General features: G+C 56.0%; 19 protein-coding genes and 1 other RNA gene. 9 read left to right on the forward strand and 11 right to left on the reverse strand.

The genetic code is table 11. The features are described from left to right. Positions 1–71: 71 nt before the first annotated feature. The 7 genes from DPA2511_RS17735 to prfC form a co-directional block, all read right to left on the reverse strand. Positions 72–815, reverse strand: coding sequence for an SDR family oxidoreductase (locus tag DPA2511_RS17735; protein ID WP_015855117.1), 744 nt, complete (start codon positions 813–815; stop codon positions 72–74). 174 nt (positions 816–989) lie between these two features. Next, positions 990–1,709, reverse strand: coding sequence for a 4'-phosphopantetheinyl transferase family protein (locus tag DPA2511_RS17740; RefSeq protein WP_015855118.1), 720 nt, complete (start codon positions 1,707–1,709; stop codon positions 990–992). 843 nt (positions 1,710–2,552) lie between these two features. Then, positions 2,553–3,386 carry a TatD family hydrolase gene (locus DPA2511_RS17750; RefSeq protein WP_404821633.1) on the reverse strand — a complete coding sequence of 278 codons (834 nt, stop codon included), beginning with the start codon at positions 3,384–3,386 and terminating at the stop codon, positions 2,553–2,555. A 14-nt stretch (positions 3,387–3,400) separates the two neighbouring features. Further along, the gene (locus tag DPA2511_RS17755; RefSeq protein ID WP_015855121.1) at positions 3,401–3,589 is read right to left on the reverse strand and encodes a CsbD family protein; all 189 of its coding nucleotides are present in this window, start codon (positions 3,587–3,589) and stop codon (positions 3,401–3,403) included. Positions 3,590–3,781: 192 nt separating this feature from the next. Then, entirely contained in the window at positions 3,782–3,943 is a 162-nt protein-coding gene (locus DPA2511_RS23050) for a DUF1328 domain-containing protein (RefSeq protein ID WP_015855122.1), read from the reverse strand. Between the two features lie 40 nt (positions 3,944–3,983). Further along, a complete protein-coding gene (osmY, locus tag DPA2511_RS17765) occupies positions 3,984–4,592 on the reverse strand; it encodes a molecular chaperone OsmY (RefSeq protein ID WP_015855123.1) in 609 nt (202 codons plus the stop codon). A 330-nt stretch (positions 4,593–4,922) separates the two neighbouring features. After that, on the reverse strand, positions 4,923–6,512 hold the full coding sequence (prfC, locus tag DPA2511_RS17775; RefSeq protein ID WP_015855124.1) for a peptide chain release factor 3: 1,590 nt from the start codon (positions 6,510–6,512) through the stop codon (positions 4,923–4,925). Positions 6,513–6,973: 461 nt separating this feature from the next. Here prfC and tam point away from each other — a divergent pair, with 461 nt between their 5' ends. Beyond that, positions 6,974–7,747: a trans-aconitate 2-methyltransferase gene (gene tam, locus DPA2511_RS17780; RefSeq protein WP_015855125.1), complete on the forward strand. Its 774-nt coding sequence runs from the start codon at positions 6,974–6,976 to the stop codon at positions 7,745–7,747. A gap of 10 nt (positions 7,748–7,757) precedes the next feature. Here the strand turns inward: tam and DPA2511_RS17785 are convergent, their stop codons facing one another. Then, on the reverse strand, positions 7,758–8,429 hold the full coding sequence (locus DPA2511_RS17785) for a YtjB family periplasmic protein (protein ID WP_015855126.1): 672 nt from the start codon (positions 8,427–8,429) through the stop codon (positions 7,758–7,760). Positions 8,430–8,569: 140 nt separating this feature from the next. Here DPA2511_RS17785 and serB point away from each other — a divergent pair, with 140 nt between their 5' ends. The 3 genes from serB to nadR all read left to right on the forward strand — a co-directional run bounded on the left by serB (position 8,570) and on the right by nadR (position 12,273). Then, the gene (gene serB / locus DPA2511_RS17790) at positions 8,570–9,547 is read left to right on the forward strand and encodes a phosphoserine phosphatase (protein ID WP_015855127.1); all 978 of its coding nucleotides are present in this window, start codon (positions 8,570–8,572) and stop codon (positions 9,545–9,547) included. A gap of 12 nt (positions 9,548–9,559) precedes the next feature. Then, positions 9,560–10,945, forward strand: coding sequence for a DNA repair protein RadA (radA, locus tag DPA2511_RS17795; protein ID WP_015855128.1), 1,386 nt, complete (start codon positions 9,560–9,562; stop codon positions 10,943–10,945). A 68-nt stretch (positions 10,946–11,013) separates the two neighbouring features. Beyond that, entirely contained in the window at positions 11,014–12,273 is a 1,260-nt protein-coding gene (gene nadR / locus DPA2511_RS17800; protein WP_015855129.1) for a multifunctional transcriptional regulator/nicotinamide-nucleotide adenylyltransferase/ribosylnicotinamide kinase NadR, read from the forward strand. On the opposite strand, the gene DPA2511_RS17805 is transcribed toward nadR, so the two are convergent. The 3 genes from DPA2511_RS17805 to zapA form a co-directional block, all read right to left on the reverse strand. After that, a complete protein-coding gene (locus DPA2511_RS17805; protein ID WP_015855130.1) occupies positions 12,258–12,869 on the reverse strand; it encodes a 5-formyltetrahydrofolate cyclo-ligase in 612 nt (203 codons plus the stop codon). The genes nadR and DPA2511_RS17805 overlap by 16 nt on opposite strands. A gap of 47 nt (positions 12,870–12,916) precedes the next feature. Further along, positions 12,917–13,100: non-coding RNA, 6S RNA (gene ssrS / locus DPA2511_RS23055), on the reverse strand. A gap of 76 nt (positions 13,101–13,176) precedes the next feature. Then, positions 13,177–13,506 (reverse strand): cell division protein ZapA, encoded by a 330-nt coding sequence (gene zapA, locus DPA2511_RS17810; protein WP_015855131.1) that lies wholly within the window; start codon positions 13,504–13,506, stop codon positions 13,177–13,179. 190 nt (positions 13,507–13,696) lie between these two features. On the opposite strand from zapA, the gene DPA2511_RS17815 reads away from it, so the two are divergent. The 5 genes from DPA2511_RS17815 (at position 13,697) to DPA2511_RS17835 (ending at position 19,124) form a co-directional block, all read left to right on the forward strand. Next, positions 13,697–14,281: a YecA/YgfB family protein gene (locus DPA2511_RS17815; RefSeq protein ID WP_026595241.1), complete on the forward strand. Its 585-nt coding sequence runs from the start codon at positions 13,697–13,699 to the stop codon at positions 14,279–14,281. 36 nt (positions 14,282–14,317) lie between these two features. After that, complete coding sequence (gene pepP / locus DPA2511_RS17820; RefSeq protein WP_015855133.1) at positions 14,318–15,643, forward strand: Xaa-Pro aminopeptidase; 1,326 nt, start codon at positions 14,318–14,320, stop codon at positions 15,641–15,643. Further along, entirely contained in the window at positions 15,640–16,818 is a 1,179-nt protein-coding gene (gene ubiH / locus DPA2511_RS17825; RefSeq protein ID WP_015855134.1) for a 2-octaprenyl-6-methoxyphenyl hydroxylase, read from the forward strand. The genes pepP and ubiH overlap by 4 nt, the downstream gene beginning before the upstream one ends. A 28-nt stretch (positions 16,819–16,846) precedes the next feature. Continuing rightward, positions 16,847–18,055 (forward strand): FAD-dependent 2-octaprenylphenol hydroxylase, encoded by a 1,209-nt coding sequence (ubiI, locus tag DPA2511_RS17830; protein WP_015855135.1) that lies wholly within the window; start codon positions 16,847–16,849, stop codon positions 18,053–18,055. Positions 18,056–18,581: 526 nt separating this feature from the next. Continuing rightward, positions 18,582–19,124, forward strand: coding sequence for a YagU family protein (locus DPA2511_RS17835; protein ID WP_015855136.1), 543 nt, complete (start codon positions 18,582–18,584; stop codon positions 19,122–19,124). The last annotated feature ends 100 nt before the right edge of the window (positions 19,125–19,224 follow it).

The following is a 19,224-nucleotide window of genomic DNA, read 5'->3' on the forward strand; positions in this document are numbered from 1 at the left end:
CATGGAAACAATTAATCCGTATTAATCATTAAGGCGCGGCGCCACCCGTCAGAATGCCCGTTCGCCCTCGGCTATTTACGATTAAACTCATGGAATAACTGATGATATTGACCGTTACGCTCGGCAAGGCGAAACGCCCGCGCCCGAGACACCACAATCTCTTCCGCGTCGGGATGTTGTGATAGTAATGAAAAGGTTTCATCAATAAATGCCTGCAACGGCATTGCATTGGAATCGAACCCCCATTCGCCTTGCAACCCGGTTTGTACCCAGGGCGGAATAATTTCGATCACTTGCAGCGCGCGGCCCTGCAACTGGCAACGCAGCGCCTCGCTATATGCATGCAATGCGGCTTTGCTCGCGCAATAGGTGGGCGTGATCGCCTGCGGCACAAACGCCAGTTCAGAGGTGACATTCAGGATAGCACCGGACGGCTGCGCCAACAGATGCGGTAGCAGAGCGCCGGTCAACAGAATCGGCCCCTGCAGATTAGTCGCCAGCGTCTCCGATACGACTTGCCGATCCTGGCGGACAACATCCTCGCGCCGCTGGATGCCGGCATTATTAATCAGCACATTCAGCCGCGGGTAATCCGCCGTCAGACTGCGGGCGAACATCGGTATCGTTTCCGCATCGCGTTGATCCAGCAGCCGGTACGCCATGCCGGGATGCGCAGCCGTTACCCGTTTCAAGCGTGCTTCACTACGCCCGGCGATAATCACCTGATTGCCGCAGGCATGAAACGCCGCCGCCAACCCGGCGCCGATCCCGGAACCACCGCCGGTAATCAGCAGGGTATTCCCTGTCATATTCATCCGGATACTCCTTAATCATCCATCCGTTATCCATTCAAGCTCGGCGAGTGAGCGCTTCCTTACATCCTATATTGCTCCACCCGGCATCCAGACATCGCCACCGCGCGTTTTGTTTCCCGGCAAAGCACTGACGACCGGCCAGGGAGACGCCCTAATACAGCACGCACGCCATACTCAGCAAAACAGGAAAGTAGTAACGTCTTTCTCCCGCAGTTGGTAGCTCCCGCTAAAACAGCGCCCTGCCGGATAATCCGACGATAGAGTGATCAACAATTGCAACGTAAAGGATTGCCGGGCGGTATCCAGCGCCACCATTCTGACATCCAAAAAATCGAAATAGCGTCTGACCCGGGGATATAGCGCTTTGTACAAGCTTTCCTTGGCGGAAAAATTTAGTGTCAACACGTCGGAAAACGTCAGCAGAGGGTGGGTGTGCAGCCAATCGTATTCGATCTCGTCGGCGATGCCCGGCCACAGGTTGTTGGCCCGCTCGTCGCTCATCAGCGTTTCAATGTCCAGCCCAATGCAGGATTCGCTATGGTTACGCAGATGGGCGGCGCACAGCACATTGTCGACGTTATGACTCAGAGAGCCGACGACATGTTCCGGCCACACGGGGGAACGATCCGGAGAATGGGTGAGGATAAAATCGTCCGTCCCTAACCGGGACAATACTTCGCGCGCCAGATAGCGCCCCGCCAGATACTCCGCTCTTCGCTTAGGCACCGAGCGCACCATTTCCGGCGTGAAAGGAATACCGGCACGGAAAAACAGATCGTCACGATAGGCCGATAGGTGGAAATTACAGCGGGCGCTGACCCCTGGATAAAGGCTGCCGCCGTCTGTCTGGTGGAATGCCAACCATTCTATGTCTTTGATAAATGAAGACAGCATATCACTACACTCGTCAACCGGGCGCTACACGTCCGGTATTGGCGTACCGCAGGGAAAATATCCAACTCCCCGGGATACCGCATCGATTACCGCGCCAGCAAGCGTCCTGCAATTATGATCCTGGCGGGAGCAAAACCGACATAGACGTCCTGACGTGCCGGCGTATGCTCATCGCACTTCACTGACGACCCGGTATTGACTGATAAAAGAAGGGGGTCGTCCTGACTTCTTTTATCGAGACGTCGTCAGGGAATGCCGTCAGCAGGCATGTCCATAACGCTTCCGGCGTCAGCCATCACCGGTGACAGCCGCGGGCACCAAAGCTGGCCCCCCGCTGCGCCGGAGATACCATTAAGTAAAGCAATCGGAGCAATAAATGCCAACAGGCCGGCTTTCGCGCCCGGCATTTTTCGGTCATCCCTGCCGCTAGCCCTTCGTCCTTCGAACATTGTCGCCAACGAATACGCGGTACTAAGAATGAATGTCACCCTGCCAACCAGACGCATTAAGCATTTCATATCAACGATCCCTCGTACTCTAAACACGTCCGGGACAATAACGACACCGCCAGATATACCGATAATGAATAATCGGCTATGCAAGGTAGCCGATTTGCATCACAAATACATACAATTTTGGAGGGATGAAGGAGGCAAAAAATAAACTTTATTACTTTTATCTGCCGATTCCGTCTTATGGATGACATTATTCATTCCCATCACGATTACACCGGGGATTATTCGGAGCGGAATCATATTTTTTCATATCATCACGCAGACGCGGCGCTCCGCCGTTTCACGACGCAAAGCGCCACGCGGTACGCATCATCGTGCAGGCTTCCACTCAGCGATCGGAAAAAGCAAATAGCCGCTGCGAATTAGCCAACAGCGTACCGGCGATGACCTGCGGCCATTCGGGACGCAGCTCGCACAGCGCGGCGAATACGGCAGTAATGCGCTCCGGCCGGTTAGGCTGCCCCTGAAAACCATAGGCGGGCATATCCGGCGCATCGGTTTCCAGCACCAGGCTATCGAGCGGCAAACGGGCGATCGCCTGCCGTGTTTTGCTGGCGCGAGGATAGGTGATGGTGCCGCCCACGCCGATGAAATACCCCAAACGAATAAACGCCATCGCCTGCTCGTAACTGCCGGCAAAACCGTGCACCACGCCAGTTCGAGGCACCAGACAGCGACGCAGCATCCGCGCCAGCGGCTCATGGCTACGTCGGGAATGAAGGATCACCGGCAAATCATATTTCGCCGCCAGTCTAAGTTGCGCGGCGAGCAGTTCCTGTTGCCGCGCGAAGCAGGGCTCCGGCATGTAAAGATCCAGCCCGATCTCCCCCACCGCCACCAACCGCAAAGAACGCTGTTTCAACAGCACCTCCAGCTGGTTCAGGTGTTGGTCACGATGATCGGCCACATACAACGGATGTAACCCCAGCGCGGCATACAGCGCCGGCCAGCGTTGGCTCAGTGCCAGAATACGATCGAAATAACTGGCGGCGACGGCGGGCACGACAAGACGGTGAACGCCGGACTGTGCGGCCTGCGCCAGGCTGGCGGCTTCATCGCCGGTAAAAGGGGGAAAATCGAAATGGCAGTGCGTATCGATAAAATCTGCGGCGATGTTTCGCGCATCATCCGCGTTGGCGGTCGCCTCAGGTACATCGTGCAGCAAGGTATGCCCTCTCAGTGCAAAGTGTCATGCTCCGAGGATACCTGTTCCTGCTCTTTTCCGTAATGCTCCTGCATCACACCCGACAGAAAAGCGTTGTTGCCCGAAAGCCAGGCTTCATCGCTGTCCACCCATTCCGCCCACCATTCCCAGAAAGCGCCTTTCCACTGCTTCCATTTTCCCATCACAATGTCGTTATTCATGGATGTCTCCCGGGCGAATTGCTGCGATAACGCAAGGAGTGTGTCGCAGCGAGATGACAGCAATATGGCTGGCAAGCGATGCCTGTATGACACCGGTAGCTACCAGCCCGACAAGGCGAAAATATCGTCGGGACAGGCTTGTCGGGCCGAACGTTTCATTCACGGCGATTCAGCATTATCACAGGGAAGCATTCAACGTTGGCGAGGACTGAAAAACAGGCTAATCAGGAACAAGAAGATGCCGACGGCAAACAGAATTTTGGCTACAGTGGCGGCAGTCCCTGCCAGCCAACCGAACCCCAGTACAGCGGCTATCGCCGCAATCAAAAGACATACCACGCCCCCACGAAACATATTTTCTATCCCTGGATCTTCAATGGCGTTGCGGTTGCGGTCACGATCTCACCGTTAGCGCATTTTTCACGCTTTTCACGCCATCCACCGATTTGGCCAGGGTTTCGGCGCGTTCTGATTGGGTACCGTTATTCACCCACCCCGTCAGCAGCACCACGCCGTCTCGCGTTTCCACCCGCACGTTGTGAAACGGCGCGATGTCGTCCGTCAGCAGCTTGATCTTAACGGCGCCGGTGGTCATGGCATCTTCAGTGTAAGCACCCACTGACTGCTCTCCCGCGGTCGTGACCTGCAATTTATCACTCACCGATTGGACGCCTTCAATAGGGGAAGCCACCTTCACCGCACGAGCCGCCATGGACGGGTTGGCGACGAACCCGCTCAGGGTGACTAAACCTTGATGGGTGGCAACCGAAATTTCGGTGCTATTCAGAATGTCGTCCTCCAGCAACGCGCTTTTCACTTTTGCCGTCACGGTGCTGTCATCCACAAATGCCGATGCCTGTTGTACGGTACGGTTCACACTGTTGCCAACGTTATCTGCCGCCTGCCGTACCGCCGGCGGTACGTCCGTCAACGCCGCATTCGCCGCCAGCACCGCGCTCAAAGCAACAACCACCATGGTGGGAATCAGGATCAGTTTCTTCATTGGACAGTTTCCTTATCGTGATACCTGTCGATGACAAGCGTTATGGGCAGTCAGCGGTTTTGCTCCGGCCTGCTTTCGATAAACCGGCCATTAAAACCATTAATAACAATGTATTACACTGCCCACAGAACCTTCAATGGGAAAAAACACAGCAGGCTAACTATAAAAAAATGGAGTGGAAAACCCAGACGTAAAGTCCGAAAACCGACGGAGAGGCGGCACTTTAAGAGTTATCTGTCAGATGGGGATCATGAATAACGCCGCCGGAGCGGCGGCGTGACAGGGATCCACACGAATGACCCGCTAACAGGAGCGGGCCGTCGCGGGTGATTAATGTTCGCGGGTTTTGTGGAACTGTACGTCTGGGTAACGTTCCTGCGTCAGGTTGAGGTTCACCATGGTCGGCGCGACATACGTCAGGTTGTCGCCGCCATCCAGCGCCAGATGCAATTCGTTCTTACGCTTGAACTCCTCGAGTTTCTTCGCATCGCCGCACTCCACCCAACGGGCGGTGGACACGTTCACCGATTCATACACCGCTTCCACGTTGTATTCGGTTTTGAGACGGGATACCACGACGTCAAACTGCAGCACGCCGACCGCGCCCACGATCAGATCGTTGTTGATCAGCGGACGGAACACCTGCACCGCGCCTTCTTCCGACAGCTGCACCAGCCCTTTCAGCAGCTGTTTCTGTTTGAGCGGATCACGCAGCCGGATGCGGCGGAACAGTTCCGGCGCAAAGTTCGGGATACCGGTAAACTTCAGATCCTCGCCCTGGGTGAAGGTATCGCCAATCTGAATCGTACCGTGGTTGTGCAACCCGATGATATCGCCCGGATACGCTTCTTCCACATGGGAACGGTCGCCCGCCATGAACGTCAACGCATCGGAGATGATGACGTCCTTGCCGGTGCGCACCTGACGCAGTTTCATCCCTTTCTCGTAACGGCCGGAGACCACACGCATGAATGCCACTCGGTCGCGGTGTTTCGGATCCATATTGGCCTGAATCTTAAACACAAAACCGCTGAATTTCTCTTCATCGGCGCTCACCACGCGCGCGTCAGTCTGACGCGGCATCGGCGCAGGCGCCCAGGCCACCAGACCGTCCAGCATGTGGTCGACGCCAAAGTTACCCAGCGCGGTGCCGAAAAAGACCGGCGTTAACTCCCCCTCCAAAAACGCATCCAGTTCAAACTCATGGGACGCGCCTTTCACCAACGCCAGCTCTTCGCGCAACTGGGCGGCCAAATCCTCGCCCACCGCTTGCTCCAGCTCCGGGTTATCCAGCCCCTTGACGATACGCACTTCCTGGATGGTATGACCCATACCGCTTTGATAGAGATAGGTTTCATCCTTGTAGAGGTGGTACACCCCTTTGAACAACTTACCGCAGCCGATCGGCCAGGTGATCGGCGCACAGGCGATGTTCAGTTCGTTTTCCACTTCATCCAGCAATTCCATCGGATCGCGAATGTCACGATCCAGTTTATTCATGAAAGTCAGGATTGGCGTATCACGCAGGCGCGTCACTTCCATCAGCTTACGGGTGCGATCCTCAACGCCCTTGGCGGCGTCGATCACCATCAGGCAGCAGTCCACCGCCGTCAGCGTGCGGTACGTATCTTCCGAAAAGTCTTCATGTCCAGGGGTATCCAGCAGGTTGACCAGAGATTCCTGATACGGAAACTGCATCACCGAGGTGGTAATAGATATCCCGCGCTGTTTTTCCATTTCCATCCAGTCCGACTTGGCATGCTGGTTGGAGCCGCGGCCTTTTACCGTACCGGCGACCTGGATGGCCTGTCCGAACAGCAGAACCTTTTCAGTAATGGTGGTTTTACCGGCGTCAGGGTGGGAAATAATAGCGAAAGTCCGCCGTTTCGAGACTTCGCAAGCATATTCACTTGGAGACATGTTATTCAGGCTTCTTCATAGTTAATCACCCAGCGTCAACATCGCGCACACGCCAGGCAAAGCGGAAAGTAAAGACATAATGCTGTCTTATGCCAAATCAGTCAGGCCACAGTGGTACCAACACCCCATCTATGGCAACAACGCCAATACCGAATTTTACACGCGATGACCCTCAGGCAGGCTTAATGACAGGCAACATAGCCGCTTATTTTCCCCGATTTACCGTCGATACACAATCCACCGCCAGGCAGCCAGCCATATTACCGATTGTGCTCAGCGCAGGACGGGGAACCTCGACGCGCGACAACAGCCATGGCAAGCGTTTCAGCACAAGCAGGCCTGCGTATGCAACGACGGCGCCGTCACATCGTGCGTCGCTATTTTCCCGTGAATGACAACATCGTCACGCTTCATTTATCCTCTGATCTCACCTGCTTGCTCCACATCCTGGAGGATCAGCCATGCAAGACTGGAATCCCGAACTGTATCTGCGTTTCGCCAGCGAGCGCACACGCCCGGCTCTCGAACTCGTCTCCCGTATCATTCATCCCGATATTATTCGCATCACCGATCTGGGCTGCGGCCCCGGCAATAGCACCGAACTGCTGCGGCAGGCCTGGCCGCATGCCGAAATCACCGGTCTGGATAACTCGGCCGCCATGCTCGAACAGGCTCACCGGCGTTTGCCGGGCTGCACCTTCCAACTGGCAGACATTGCACACTGGCAGCCGGAAAAACCGCAGGATTTGATCTTTGCCAACGCATCGCTGCAATGGCTCGACGATCACGACCGGTTGTTTCCCCACCTGCTGCGCCAGCTCGCGCCGGGCGGCGTACTGGCGGTACAGATGCCGGATACGCTGGAACAGCCTACGCACCAATTAATGCGCCAGACTGCGCTGGCCGGGCCGTGGCGGGACACATTCGCCGATGTCGATCGCATCCGCCAACCGTTGTCTGACCCGGAATATTATTACGATCTGCTCGTCGGTAACGGATGCGAAGCCGATATCTGGCGCACGACTTACTATCACGTCATGAGCGGCCCATTGGCGATTATTGAATGGTTGAAAGGTACGGGATTACGGCCATTCCTGACCCGATTAGATAAAGAAGAACAGCAGGCGTTTTTGCAACATTATCAAGTACATCTACAACAGGCTTATCCCGCGCGTCGGGATGGCAGCTGCCTGCTGGCCTACCCCCGGTTATTCCTGACGGCGCGCAAGGGCTAGGCGCCGGGTTTCAGGGCATTTTCGGCGGCTCGGAGGACGATGTTTCCGACACCGGCTCGTCCTCGTCCCGCACCGGTGTGTTGGCCGTCAGTAAATAAGGCGATTGTTGCCAGCGAGAGCGGCGGTGTTGCAGCAACGTCCGGGCGAGAATAATACCGATTGCCAGCGCCAACAGCAGCATCAGCCGCAGAATATTGGTGGTGTTGTCTACCTGCCGGGCTTCCGTCGCCAGCACATGGGTATCAAGCGTAATGCGTAGAAATCCGAGCGGCCCATCCTTGCCGTTGACCGGCTCAACCAGTTGATGATTGAAATAGCTGCCGGCGCGATTGCCATCCAGCGCCAGCCGATCACGCACATTTATCTGCTCGCCTGCCCGCGCGATCAACGTACCATCCTGCTGATAGAGCGCCACATCCAGAATCCGGCTATGGGTGGTCAGTTGTCGCAGCGTTTCTTCGATCCGTCCAGTATTGTCGCCGTTGCTTTCCAGCAGCGGCGTCAGGCTGAATGCGACTTGCCGTGTGAGTGTGCGCGCCAGTTCTTCGACCTGCTCCGAACGCGCCATCTGATGACTCAGGCTGAAATAGGACACGCCCTGCAGCAAAACCACCAGCAGCGCCAGGCAAATCAACACAATCGCAGTACGATGTAAGCGAAACTTTATCCGAGCCCGAACCATGGGAATCCCTGCGCAATTTGGATACTTTAATGTTGCCAGAAGCGTTGACGATAGGATAGCTTGTTGCGTTGATTTATGGGCGCCCAGTGCAGCCATCCACACCTTCAACCCACCGTTACCCGCAGGAAAGGATTTACCCCATGTCGAACCATTTGACCTATCGCGATCTGCCCGATGAGATCTCCTGCTGGCCAAATCTCCCGCTGTCTCTGAGCGGCGACGAAGTCATGCCGCTGGACTACCGCGCAGGCAATACTGGCTGGCTGATGTACGGCGACGTGCTCGACAAGTATCTGCTTTCCCGCGTGCAACGCCGTCTGGACGACCCGCTGGTGATCGTCAGCGCCTGGAACGTCGCGGACTATCAGGTGGTTCGGCTGGCGGGCACCCTGACGCCACGCATCACCAAAGCCGCCCATGAACTGGGGCTGGATGTCGCGCCGATGGGCGATACCCCCAGCCTGCGCGCACCCGGCCTGCTGGTGATGGATATGGACTCCACCGCGATCCAAATAGAATGTATCGATGAAATCGCCAAACTGGCAGGTACCGGTGAAATGGTGGCGGAAGTGACTGAGCGCGCCATGCGCGGCGAACTGGATTTTTCCGCCAGTCTGCGCCAGCGCGTCGCCACCCTGAAAGACGCCGACGCCAATATTCTGCGTCAGGTGCTGGATACGCTGCCGCTGATGCCGGGGCTGGAAACCATGGTGCGCCAACTGCAAGAGGCGGGCTGGCATGTCGCGATCGCCTCCGGCGGGTTCACCTATTTTGCCGACCACCTGCGCCAAAAACTGGGGCTGGTAGCCGCGGTCGCCAACGAAATGGGCATGCGCGACGGCAAACTGACCGGCGAAGTGGTCGGCCAGATCGTCGATGCCAAATACAAGGCGTACACGCTGAAGCAACTGACGGACAAGCTGGTAATCCCGCCGACACAGACGATCGCCATCGGCGATGGCGCCAACGACTTGCTGATGATCAAAGCGGCCGGCCTGGGGATTGCCTATCACGCCAAGCCCAAGGTGAACGAGCAAAGCGCGGTCAGTATTCGCCATGCCGATCTAACCGGCGTGCTCTGTATTCTGAGCGGCAGTCTGCGACACGAAAAAAGTTAACGGGAGAACGCTGTGGCTAAAGCCGTCAAACGCGCCTTCGTTTGTAATGAATGCGGTGCCGACTACCCCCGCTGGCAGGGCCAGTGCAGCGCCTGTCACGCCTGGAACACCATTACCGAAGTCAGACTGGCGGCGGCGGCCGGTTCGGCGCGCAGTGATCGTTTTTCCGGCTACGCCGGGGACGGCGGCAGCATCAGCAAAGTGCAGAAACTCTCCGAGATCAGCCTGGAAGAATTGCCCCGTTTTTCCACCGGTTTCCTGGAATTCGATCGGGTTTTGGGCGGCGGCGTGGTGCCGGGCAGCGCTATTCTGATCGGCGGCAACCCTGGCGCAGGGAAAAGTACGCTGCTGTTGCAAACCCTGTGCAAACTCGCCGGGCAGATGAAAACGCTTTACGTCACCGGCGAAGAATCGTTGCAACAGGTGGCGATGCGGGCGCACCGCCTCGGCCTGCCAGCCCAGCACATCAATATGCTGTCGGAAACCAGCATCGAACAGATTTGCCTGATCGCCGAACAGGAACAACCTAGGCTGATGGTGATCGACTCCATCCAGGTGATGCACTTGGCCGATATCCAGTCATCCCCCGGCAGCGTGGCGCAGGTACGGGAAACCGCCGCCTATCTGACGCGATTCGCCAAAACGCGCGGCGTCGCCATCATCATGGTGGGACACGTCACCAAAGACGGGACGCTGGCCGGGCCGAAAGTGCTGGAGCACTGCATTGATTGCTCGGTATTGCTGGATGGCGATGCCGATTCCCGTTTTCGCACCTTGCGCAGCCACAAGAACCGTTTTGGCGCCGTCAACGAACTGGGCGTATTCGCCATGACAGAACAGGGCCTGCGCGAAGTCAACAACCCTTCGGCCATCTTCCTCAGCCGCGGCGACGAAATGACGCCCGGCAGTTCAGTCATGGTGGTCTGGGAAGGAACGCGCCCGCTGCTGGTGGAGATTCAGGCGCTGGTGGATCACTCCATGATGGCCAATCCACGCCGTGTGGCCGTCGGGCTGGAGCAAAACCGGTTGGCCATTCTGCTGGCGGTGCTGCATCGCCACGGCGGGCTGCAAATGGCGGATCAGGATGTCTTCGTCAATGTGGTCGGCGGCGTCAAAGTGACGGAAACCAGCGCCGACCTGGCGTTACTGCTGTCGCTGGTTTCCAGCTTGCGCGACCGTCCGTTGCCGCATGATCTGGTGGTGTTCGGCGAAGTGGGGTTAGCAGGAGAAATCCGACCGGTTCCCAGCGGGCAGGAGCGTATCGCCGAAGCCGCCAAGCATGGTTTCAAACGCGCCATCGTGCCTTTTGCCAATAATCCCAAAAAACCGCCTGCCGGCATGCAGGTGTTCGGCGTAAAAAAACTGTCGGACGCGCTCGCTATCCTTGATGAACTGTAAGCTTTATTTTGGATCGTCCCAGAGCCTCTATGCTATTTTGTTCAGCGAGTTAAACCGGAGCGTCAGACATGTCCCCCTACGATTACCTGAAAACGGCCATCAGGCAGAAAGGATGTACCCTGCAACAGGTCGCCGACGCCGCTGGCATGACAAAAGGCTACCTGAGCCAATTACTTAACGCGAAAATTAAAAGCCCAAGCGCGCAAAAACTGGAGTCGTTGCATCGTTTTCTGGAGCTGGAATTTCCTTATCACCAGAAAAACGTCGGCGTCGTGTTTGGTAAATTTTATCCGTTGCATACCGGGCATATTTATTTGATCCAGCGCGCCTGCAGCCAGGTTGACGAGCTGCATGTCATTCTGGGATACGATGAACCGCGCGATCGCCTGCTGTTCGAAAACAGTTCCATGTCCCAACAACCCACAGTCAGCGACCGCTTACGTTGGCTGCTGCAAACGTTCAAATATCAGAAAAATATTCATATCCATGCGTTTAACGAACAGGGCATGGAACCCTATCCACACGGTTGGGATATCTGGAGCCAAGGCATCAAGAAGTTTATGGCGGAACAAGGTATCGACCCCAGTTATGTCTACACCAGCGAAGAGCAGGATGCGCCGCAGTACAAAGAACATCTGGGCATAGAAACCGTATTGGTCGACCCCAAACGTTCATTTATGAATATCAGCGGTGCGCAAATTCGTCAGAACCCGTTCCGTTATTGGGAATACATCCCCACCGAAGTAAAGCCGTTTTTTGTCCGCACAGTGGCGATCCTCGGGGGAGAGTCAAGCGGGAAATCAACGTTGGTCAATAAGCTGGCCAATATCTTTAATACCACCAGCGCCTGGGAATATGGCCGCGATTATGTCTTCTCCCATCTGGGGGGAAACGAGATAGCTCTGCAGTATTCAGATTATGACAAAATCGCCATCGGTCACGCACAATATATTGATTTTGCAGTTAAATTTGCTAACAAAGTGGCTTTTATCGACACCGACTTCATTTCGACCCAGGCATTCTGCAAAAAATACGAAGGCCGCGAGCATCCGTTTGTTCAGGCGTTGATCGAAGAGTACCGCTTCGATCTGGTCATTTTACTGGAAAACAACACGCCATGGGTGGCGGACGGGCTACGCAGCCTCGGTAACGCCGCAGACCGCAAGGAATTTCAGGATCTGTTGAAAAGTATGTTGGCGGACAATCACGTTCCCTACGTTCATGTGACAGAATCCGATTACGACAGCCGTTTCCTGCGCTGTGTAGAACTGGTGCAACAGATGCTGGGGCAGGATGCTCAGGAAAGAACCACTCACCACCGCCAATAGCGGGAAGGCGTAATGATTTCCGGCAGGGGAATATCCCAGCTTTCGGCAGGGAGCGATTCCACTTGCTGGCAATCGTGCGCCAGGCCGATCGGATAAGGGCCGCGTTGCCGCCAGTGCTGCAGGGTGCGGTCATAGAATCCGCCGCCCATGCCCAATCGCTGCCCCTGCCGATCAAACGCTACCAGCGGTGTTAATAACACATCTAACTGGTAAGAGGGCAAAACCTGGCGCACATCCAGACGCGGTTCGCGGATCTTAAGACGATTGATCACCAGTTCCGTATCAGGCTCGTAGCGCAGGAATAGCAGGTGCCCGGAGCAAAACGGGTGCAATACCGGCAGATAAACCTGCTTGCGCTGCTGCCACAACGCCTGAATCAATGGCTGGGTATCCAGCTCACCGTCAAACGAGAGAAAAACCGCCACCCGCTGGGCTTTTGCCAATCGCTCATGCGCCATAACTTTATCTGCAGCCTGTAAAGCGAATATCTGCTGCTGCTCTGCGCTAAGCGCACGCCGACATTGACGAACGTTCTGACGTATAGACTGACGCGACAACGAAATGGAAAGAAAATCCTGAGAAGAGGTAGAACACATAGGCAATGATCGCCGAGTGGAATAAAAAGTAGAGAGAAAGCGAGAAGGGAATCTCCGAGATGCCGCCGCAGACTATAACCCTTGAACCCTTGGTTCAAGGTGAACGCAACGCTGCAATTTTAAGGCTTCTCGGACGAACCGAGCATGCTCACCAACTACATTACGCTACATTCTTTAAGTTTGAAATATCGGCTCAGGGGACTCGTCCGCCGACAAACATCTCAGAGAAATTTTGTTCTTTAACTGCCGTTACCCTAACACGTTCGGCAGCATTTTGTTAGCCATACTTTTGTCAAAACGCGACAGACTACTCAAACTGCGAACCTTGACGTTCAGTAATTCGGCCTTGCTCCAACAACGCTTGTTCAATCGTCTGCTGCAGCATGCGAATACGCTGTTCCATGTTGGCGGCGTAATCGCGGGTTTTCATTCGCTCCTGGGCCAGTTCGTGGCACACGTTAAGCGCCGCGATGAACACCAATTGCTCCGTGTTTGTGACTCTAGTGCGAACTTTGAGATCTTGCAACCGCTGGTTAAGATCCTCCGCAGCCTGATTCAGCGCATCCTGCTGTTCTGGCGGACAATTCACTCTTAACGAACGGCCAAAAATTTGAATATCTACTGGTTGTGCAGACATGTCACCTTCCTGCCTTATTTCGTTTCGCGCCCGCATAAAAGGGTGTTTACCGTATGGCCCGAAATGTCAGGCTGGTAAAAAGCGGGCGCTACTATATCCATCCCAAATAGAAGATACAAGCCCTTTCTGGTATAGCGACAGAGCTTGGTGGTAGCATAACACGATGTCCCGCCAACGACGACGAATGCATATGTCTATACAGAATACACTCCCTGGCTATGAAGCCATCGACCAGCTTCTGCACCAACACCAGGTTGCTTTGACCGCTGCAGAAATGCACGGCCTGATCAGCGGCATCCTGTGCGGCGGCAACCACGATGAAAGCTGGAAAACACTGACGTTCGAACTGACTAACGACGGTCTCGCGTTCCCTCAAACGCTGGCGCAGCCGCTCCAGCAAATCTATCAGGTAACTCGGGATACGCTGGAGGATGACGGCTTCCTGTTCCAGTTGTTCCTGCCGGACGATACGCTCGAGCACGTTAGCGTGTTTGACCGCGCCGACGCGCTAGCCGGTTGGGTAAACCATTTCCTGCTGGGGATGGGGGTCGTGCAGCCACGGCTCGATAAAGCACAAGGCGAAATTAAAGAAGCGATCGACGATCTGCGTAACATCGCCCAATTGGGTTATGACGAAGACGAAGATAAGGAAGAGCTGGAACAATCGCTGGAGGAAGTGATCGAATATGTGCGCGTAGCCGCCATCATGTGCCATAACGAATTCAATCACCCTACCGCCACAGCGCCGGTACAGAATAAGCCGACGCTGCACTAACGCGCAGCCTGATTGCCGAGGATTCTGGAGCAGGTAATGAATCAACAAGAATATCTCCGCCGCCGTCTGGCGTTGCTGGAAAAAATGGTTCCGGGCAGTGCCGCCATTCTGTTTGCCGCGCCGGAAGCGCAACGCAACGCCGACAGCGACTACCCCTATCGCCAGAACAGCGACTTCTGGTACTTCACCGGCTTCAACGAACCGGAAGCGGCGTTACTGCTGATAAAAAGCGACGATCACCATCACCACAGCGTGCTGTTCAACCGCATACGGGACGTCACCGCTGAAATCTGGTTTGGCCGCCGCCTTGGTCAGGAAGCTGCGCCGGCGAAGCTGAGTGTCGATCGCGCATTACCGTTCAGTGAAATCAGCGAACAATTACATCTACTGCTCAACGGCCTGGATGTGGTCTATCACGCACAGGGCGAATATGCTCATGCCGACAAGCTGGTCTTCGCCGCGCTGGAAACCCTGCGCCAGGGAAGCCGCAAGGGGTTCCGCGCCCCTGCCACGCTGACTGACTGGCGCCCGTGGGTGCATGAAATGCGGTTGTTCAAATCACCGCTGGAAGTTGACGTCATGCGCCGCGCCGGGGAGATTTCCGCGCTGGCGCATACCCGGGCGATGGAAAAATGCCGGCCCGGCATGTTCGAATACCAGTTAGAAGGTGAAATCCACCACGAATTCAACCGCCACGGTGCCCGTTACCCGTCGTACAACACAATCGTCGGCAGCGGCGAAAACGCCTGTATCCTGCATTACACCGAAAATGAAAGCCTGATGTGCGACGGTGATCTGGTGCTGATCGACGCCGGTTGCGAATACCAGGGATACGCCGGAGATATCACCCGCACGTTCCCGGTCAATGGGCGCTTCACACCAGCACAACGCGCCATCTACGACATCGTGCTGGCATCCGAAGTGCGCGCTATCGAGCTGTTCGCGCCGGGGCGGAGTATCCGCGAAGTGAACGAAGAAGTCGTACGCATCATGCTCAAAGGGTTAATCCGGCTCGGCATCCTGCAGGGCGATGTGGAAAACCTGCTGGCGGATCAGGCCCATCGCCAGTTCTTTATGCATGGTTTGAGCCACTGGCTCGGCCTTGACGTACATGATGTAGGCGATTACGGCTCCAGCGATCGCGGACGTATTCTGGAACCGGGCATGGTGCTGACCGTCGAACCGGGGCTGTACATCGCGCCGGATGCGGACATCCCGGCGGAATACCGCGGCATCGGCATCCGTATTGAGGACGACATCGTCATTACCGCCAACGGCAACGAAGTGCTGACCGCCGGTGTAGTCAAAGACCCGGACGCTATCGAAGCGCTGATGGCGCGCGCAGCGGGAACCGCATCATGACGGTGCTGATCGTCGGTGGCGGCATGGCTGGCGCCACGTTGGCGCTGGCGATTTCCCATCTGTCCGGCGGCAACGTGCCGGTCGCATTGATTGAAGCGCGGTCGCCGCTCGAACGGCAGCATCCCGGTTTCGACGCCCGCGCCATCGCCCTGGCGCAAGGCACTTGTCAGCAGTTGGCGCATATCGGCGTCTGGCCCGCGCTGGCACCATTCGCCACCCCAATCACCCGTATTCATGTCAGCGACCGGGGGCATGCCTGCCGTGTTTGGCTGCACGCGCGGGATTACCATGTCCCGGCGCTCGGCCATGTCATCGAATTGCACGACGCCGGTCGCCAGCTCTTCGCGCAACTGCAAAAAGCGCCAGGGGTGGAGATGCACTGTCCTGCCAATGTAGTGAACATGGCACGCAGGCATGACGGCGTATCCCTGACACTGGATAACGGCGCCCGGCTCGATGGCCGTCTGCTGGTTGCTGCGGACGGCTCCCGTTCAAAACTGGCGCAGGATGCCGGCATCCAGTGGCAACAGCACGCTTATGAACAGGTGGCGGTGATCGCCAACGTCGCCACTGCGCTCCCCCATCAGGGCCGGGCTTATGAGCGCTTCACCGAACAGGGTCCGCTGGCACTGTTACCGATGAGCCAGGGCCGCAGCTCACTGGTCTGGTGCCACCCGCTGGCGCGCCAGTCTGTGGTGAACGGCTGGAACGACGACGAATTTCTCCAGCGGCTGCAACAGGCGTTCGGCTGGCGACTGGGGCAATTCACCCACGTCGGCGAACGCCACAGCTATCCGCTTAATCTGATTACGGCCAATCGCCATATCACTCACCGTTTGGCGGCGGTCGGCAATGCAGCCCAGACGCTGCACCCCATCGCCGGTCAGGGGTTCAACCTCGGGTTGAGGGATATCATGACGCTGGCGGAAACCATTGTGCAGGCCGCCGATCGCGGCGAAGATCCCGGCAGTGCCGCTGTTTTACAGCGTTACCAGCAACGCCGTCAGCCTGATCAGCATGCCACCGTCGGCATCACCGATGGGTTGGTTCGCCTCTTCGCCAATCGCTGTTTCCCATTGGCGGTAGCAAGAAATCTGGGGTTGATGACCATGAACAATCTCCCGCCACTGCGCGACGCGCTGGCACGCCGTACACTGGGTTGGGTAGCCCGATAAGCGGACAACAAACAGGAATTCAGGTGTTATGCAATCATTCGATGTGGTAATCGCCGGCGGCGGCATGGTAGGTCTGGCGCTGGCCTGCGGTCTTGCTGGCAGCGGTTTGAGCATAGCGGTGTTGGAAAAGCAGTCGGCCGCTCATCCCCCGTCAGGCGCCGAGCGCACGTTGCGCGTTTCAGCCATCAACGCCGCCAGCGAAGCGTTGTTAACCCGCCTCAACGTCTGGCCGGACATCGCCACGCAGCGTATCAGCCCTTACAACAACATGTATGTCTGGGACAAGGACAGTTTCGGCAACATCAGCTTCAGCGGTGAGGATTTCGGTTTTTCGCGTCTTGGGCATATCGTAGAAAACGATGTTATCCAGTGGGCGCTGTGGCAACAGGCGGCCCGCTCGCGGGACATCACCCTGATGGCGTCCGCCGGTTTGCAGCAGGTGGCATGGGGCGAGAACGAAGTCTTCATCACGCTACAGGATGGCAATATGCTGACTGCCCGGCTAATGGTAGCGGCGGACGGCGCACACTCCTGGCTACGCCAACATGCGGATATCCCGCTGACATTCTGGGATTACGGCCACCATGCGCTAGTCGCGAACATCCGCACCGAGCGGCCGCACCACGCCATCGCCAGTCAGGTCTTCCACGGCGACGGCATTCTGGCGTTTCTGCCGCTGAGCGATCCGCATCTTTGCTCCATCGTCTGGTCGTTGCCGCCGGAACAGGCTCTGGCCATGAAAGAAGCGGATATCGACAGTTTCTGCAAACAGCTGGCGATGAGCTTCGATATGCATCTCGGCCGCTGCCACCTGGAAAGCGAGCGCCAGACGTTCCCATTGACGGCCCGTTACGCCCGCAGTTTTGCCGCGCACCGACTGGCGTTGATCGGCGATGCCGCCCATACCATCCATCCGCTCGCCGGTCAGGGGGTAAACCTCGGGTTTATGGACGCGGCGGAATTGATTGCCGAACTGAAACGGCTGCAATCACAGGGCAAGGATATCGGCCAGCATCTGTACCTGCGTCGCTATGAGCGCCGTCGTAAACACAGCGCCGCGCTCATGCTGGCGAGCATGCAGGGATTCCGCACCCTGTTCGCAGGCTCCCATCCGGCGGGGAAACTGCTGCGTGATATCGGCCTGAAGCTGGCGGATACGCTGCCTGGGGTTAAACCGGTGCTGGTGCGGCAGGCCATGGGGCTCAACGATCTGCCCGAATGGCTTGAAGCACAGTAACGCCGCCGGAGCGGCAGGTTCACCGCCTGCCGCAGTCAGTCAGTCAGTCAGTCAGTCAGTCAGTCAGTCAGTCAGTCAGTCAGTCAGTCAGTCAGTCAGTCAGTCAGTCAGTCAGTCAGTCAGTCAGTCAGTCAGTCAGTCAATGATTACCGTTTCTCCCCTTTTCAACGGCAATACGTATTTCCGCTTGCGGATTTCCATACGGATGATGAATGTGTCCAAGCATGAAAAAATATTAATAAATACCATTAAATGATTTATCTATTTCATTAAAACGATGATTAAAAGAAACGAATATTATTAATAAGAATATAATCCACCCGATAAATAAATAACCACAATACCCGTCATTATTAGCAAATTATTTACATAGTCGATTTAAAACAAATAGATAGTGTGGCGTAAAAAAAGAACCGCTATATTATGACCCGGTCTGACATATAACAGGGCGCCTTTCGGCGGGTTATCGCCATCCTGGCAGGTCAGATATTGTTTAATTCGTAGCGTTATTAAAGGAGAAATAATAATGCAGGCACGAACCGTTAAAGAAAAAATCATCCTGGCAATTATTTTGGGCATTATTGCGGGTGTTATTTGCGCAATTGCGAAATTCGGCTGGGAAATACCGTTTCCTCCCAGAACCCCCGCCAGGGATCTCACCAACCCGCCCCAACAGTTACTGCAACAGTTGGGTATGTCTTTCGACATGTCGCATATCAGCTATCTGTTTAATGGCAACCCACGGCCGATCATGAGCTTTATCATGCATTTCGGTTTTTCCATTACGTTTACCGTTCTCTATACCGTCGTCGCCGAATTCTGGCCACGCATCAAATTGTGGCAAGGCGCCTTTTACGGTTTGGTGCTGTGGGCGGTATTCCACGTCGTATTGCTGCCGCTGTTTGGCACCGTACCCGCGCCATGGGATCAACCGTTCGCCGAGCATTTCTCCGAAATCTTCGGCCACATGTTCTGTTTCTGGGTGGCGGAACTGGCACGGCGCGATTTGCGCAATCGCATCACACATCAGGATGAAGACCGCGACCTGAAACTGCATACGGCGCACTAATTGGCGTTTACTGGGTGGGCCATTCACAACGTGACCCACCCTCTTCCATCACCACCAGCGCTCACGTTATATCCCCTTCCGCCGAGGTTCATCACATGCA

It is taken from the genome of Musicola paradisiaca NCPPB 2511, from assembly GCF_000400505.1.
In the GTDB taxonomy this organism is placed as follows: Bacteria; Pseudomonadota; Gammaproteobacteria; order Enterobacterales; family Enterobacteriaceae; genus Musicola; species Musicola paradisiaca.

Bases quoted from the DNA above. Each gene is read 5' to 3' on its own strand.
- DPA2511_RS17735 (WP_015855117.1), bottom strand. From the start codon at position 815: ATGAATATGACAGGGAATACCCTGCTGATTACCGGCGGTGGTTCCGGG.
- DPA2511_RS17740 (WP_015855118.1), bottom strand. From the start codon at position 1,709: ATGCTGTCTTCATTTATCAAAGACATAGAATGGTTGGCATTCCACCAG.
- DPA2511_RS17755 (WP_015855121.1), bottom strand. From the start codon at position 3,589: ATGAATAACGACATTGTGATGGGAAAATGGAAGCAGTGGAAAGGCGCT.
- DPA2511_RS23050 (WP_015855122.1), bottom strand. From the start codon at position 3,943: ATGTTTCGTGGGGGCGTGGTATGTCTTTTGATTGCGGCGATAGCCGCT.
- osmY (WP_015855123.1), bottom strand. From the start codon at position 4,592: ATGAAGAAACTGATCCTGATTCCCACCATGGTGGTTGTTGCTTTGAGC.
- prfC (WP_015855124.1), bottom strand. From the start codon at position 6,512: ATGTCTCCAAGTGAATATGCTTGCGAAGTCTCGAAACGGCGGACTTTC.
- tam (WP_015855125.1), top strand. From the start codon at position 6,974: ATGCAAGACTGGAATCCCGAACTGTATCTGCGTTTCGCCAGCGAGCGC.
- DPA2511_RS17785 (WP_015855126.1), bottom strand. From the start codon at position 8,429: ATGGTTCGGGCTCGGATAAAGTTTCGCTTACATCGTACTGCGATTGTG.
- serB (WP_015855127.1), top strand. From the start codon at position 8,570: ATGTCGAACCATTTGACCTATCGCGATCTGCCCGATGAGATCTCCTGC.
- nadR (WP_015855129.1), top strand. From the start codon at position 11,014: ATGTCCCCCTACGATTACCTGAAAACGGCCATCAGGCAGAAAGGATGT.
- DPA2511_RS17805 (WP_015855130.1), bottom strand. From the start codon at position 12,869: ATGTGTTCTACCTCTTCTCAGGATTTTCTTTCCATTTCGTTGTCGCGT.
- zapA (WP_015855131.1), bottom strand. From the start codon at position 13,506: ATGTCTGCACAACCAGTAGATATTCAAATTTTTGGCCGTTCGTTAAGA.
- DPA2511_RS17815 (WP_026595241.1), top strand. From the start codon at position 13,697: ATGTCTATACAGAATACACTCCCTGGCTATGAAGCCATCGACCAGCTT.
- pepP (WP_015855133.1), top strand. From the start codon at position 14,318: ATGAATCAACAAGAATATCTCCGCCGCCGTCTGGCGTTGCTGGAAAAA.
- ubiH (WP_015855134.1), top strand. From the start codon at position 15,640: ATGACGGTGCTGATCGTCGGTGGCGGCATGGCTGGCGCCACGTTGGCG.
- ubiI (WP_015855135.1), top strand. From the start codon at position 16,847: ATGCAATCATTCGATGTGGTAATCGCCGGCGGCGGCATGGTAGGTCTG.
- DPA2511_RS17835 (WP_015855136.1), top strand. From the start codon at position 18,582: ATGCAGGCACGAACCGTTAAAGAAAAAATCATCCTGGCAATTATTTTG.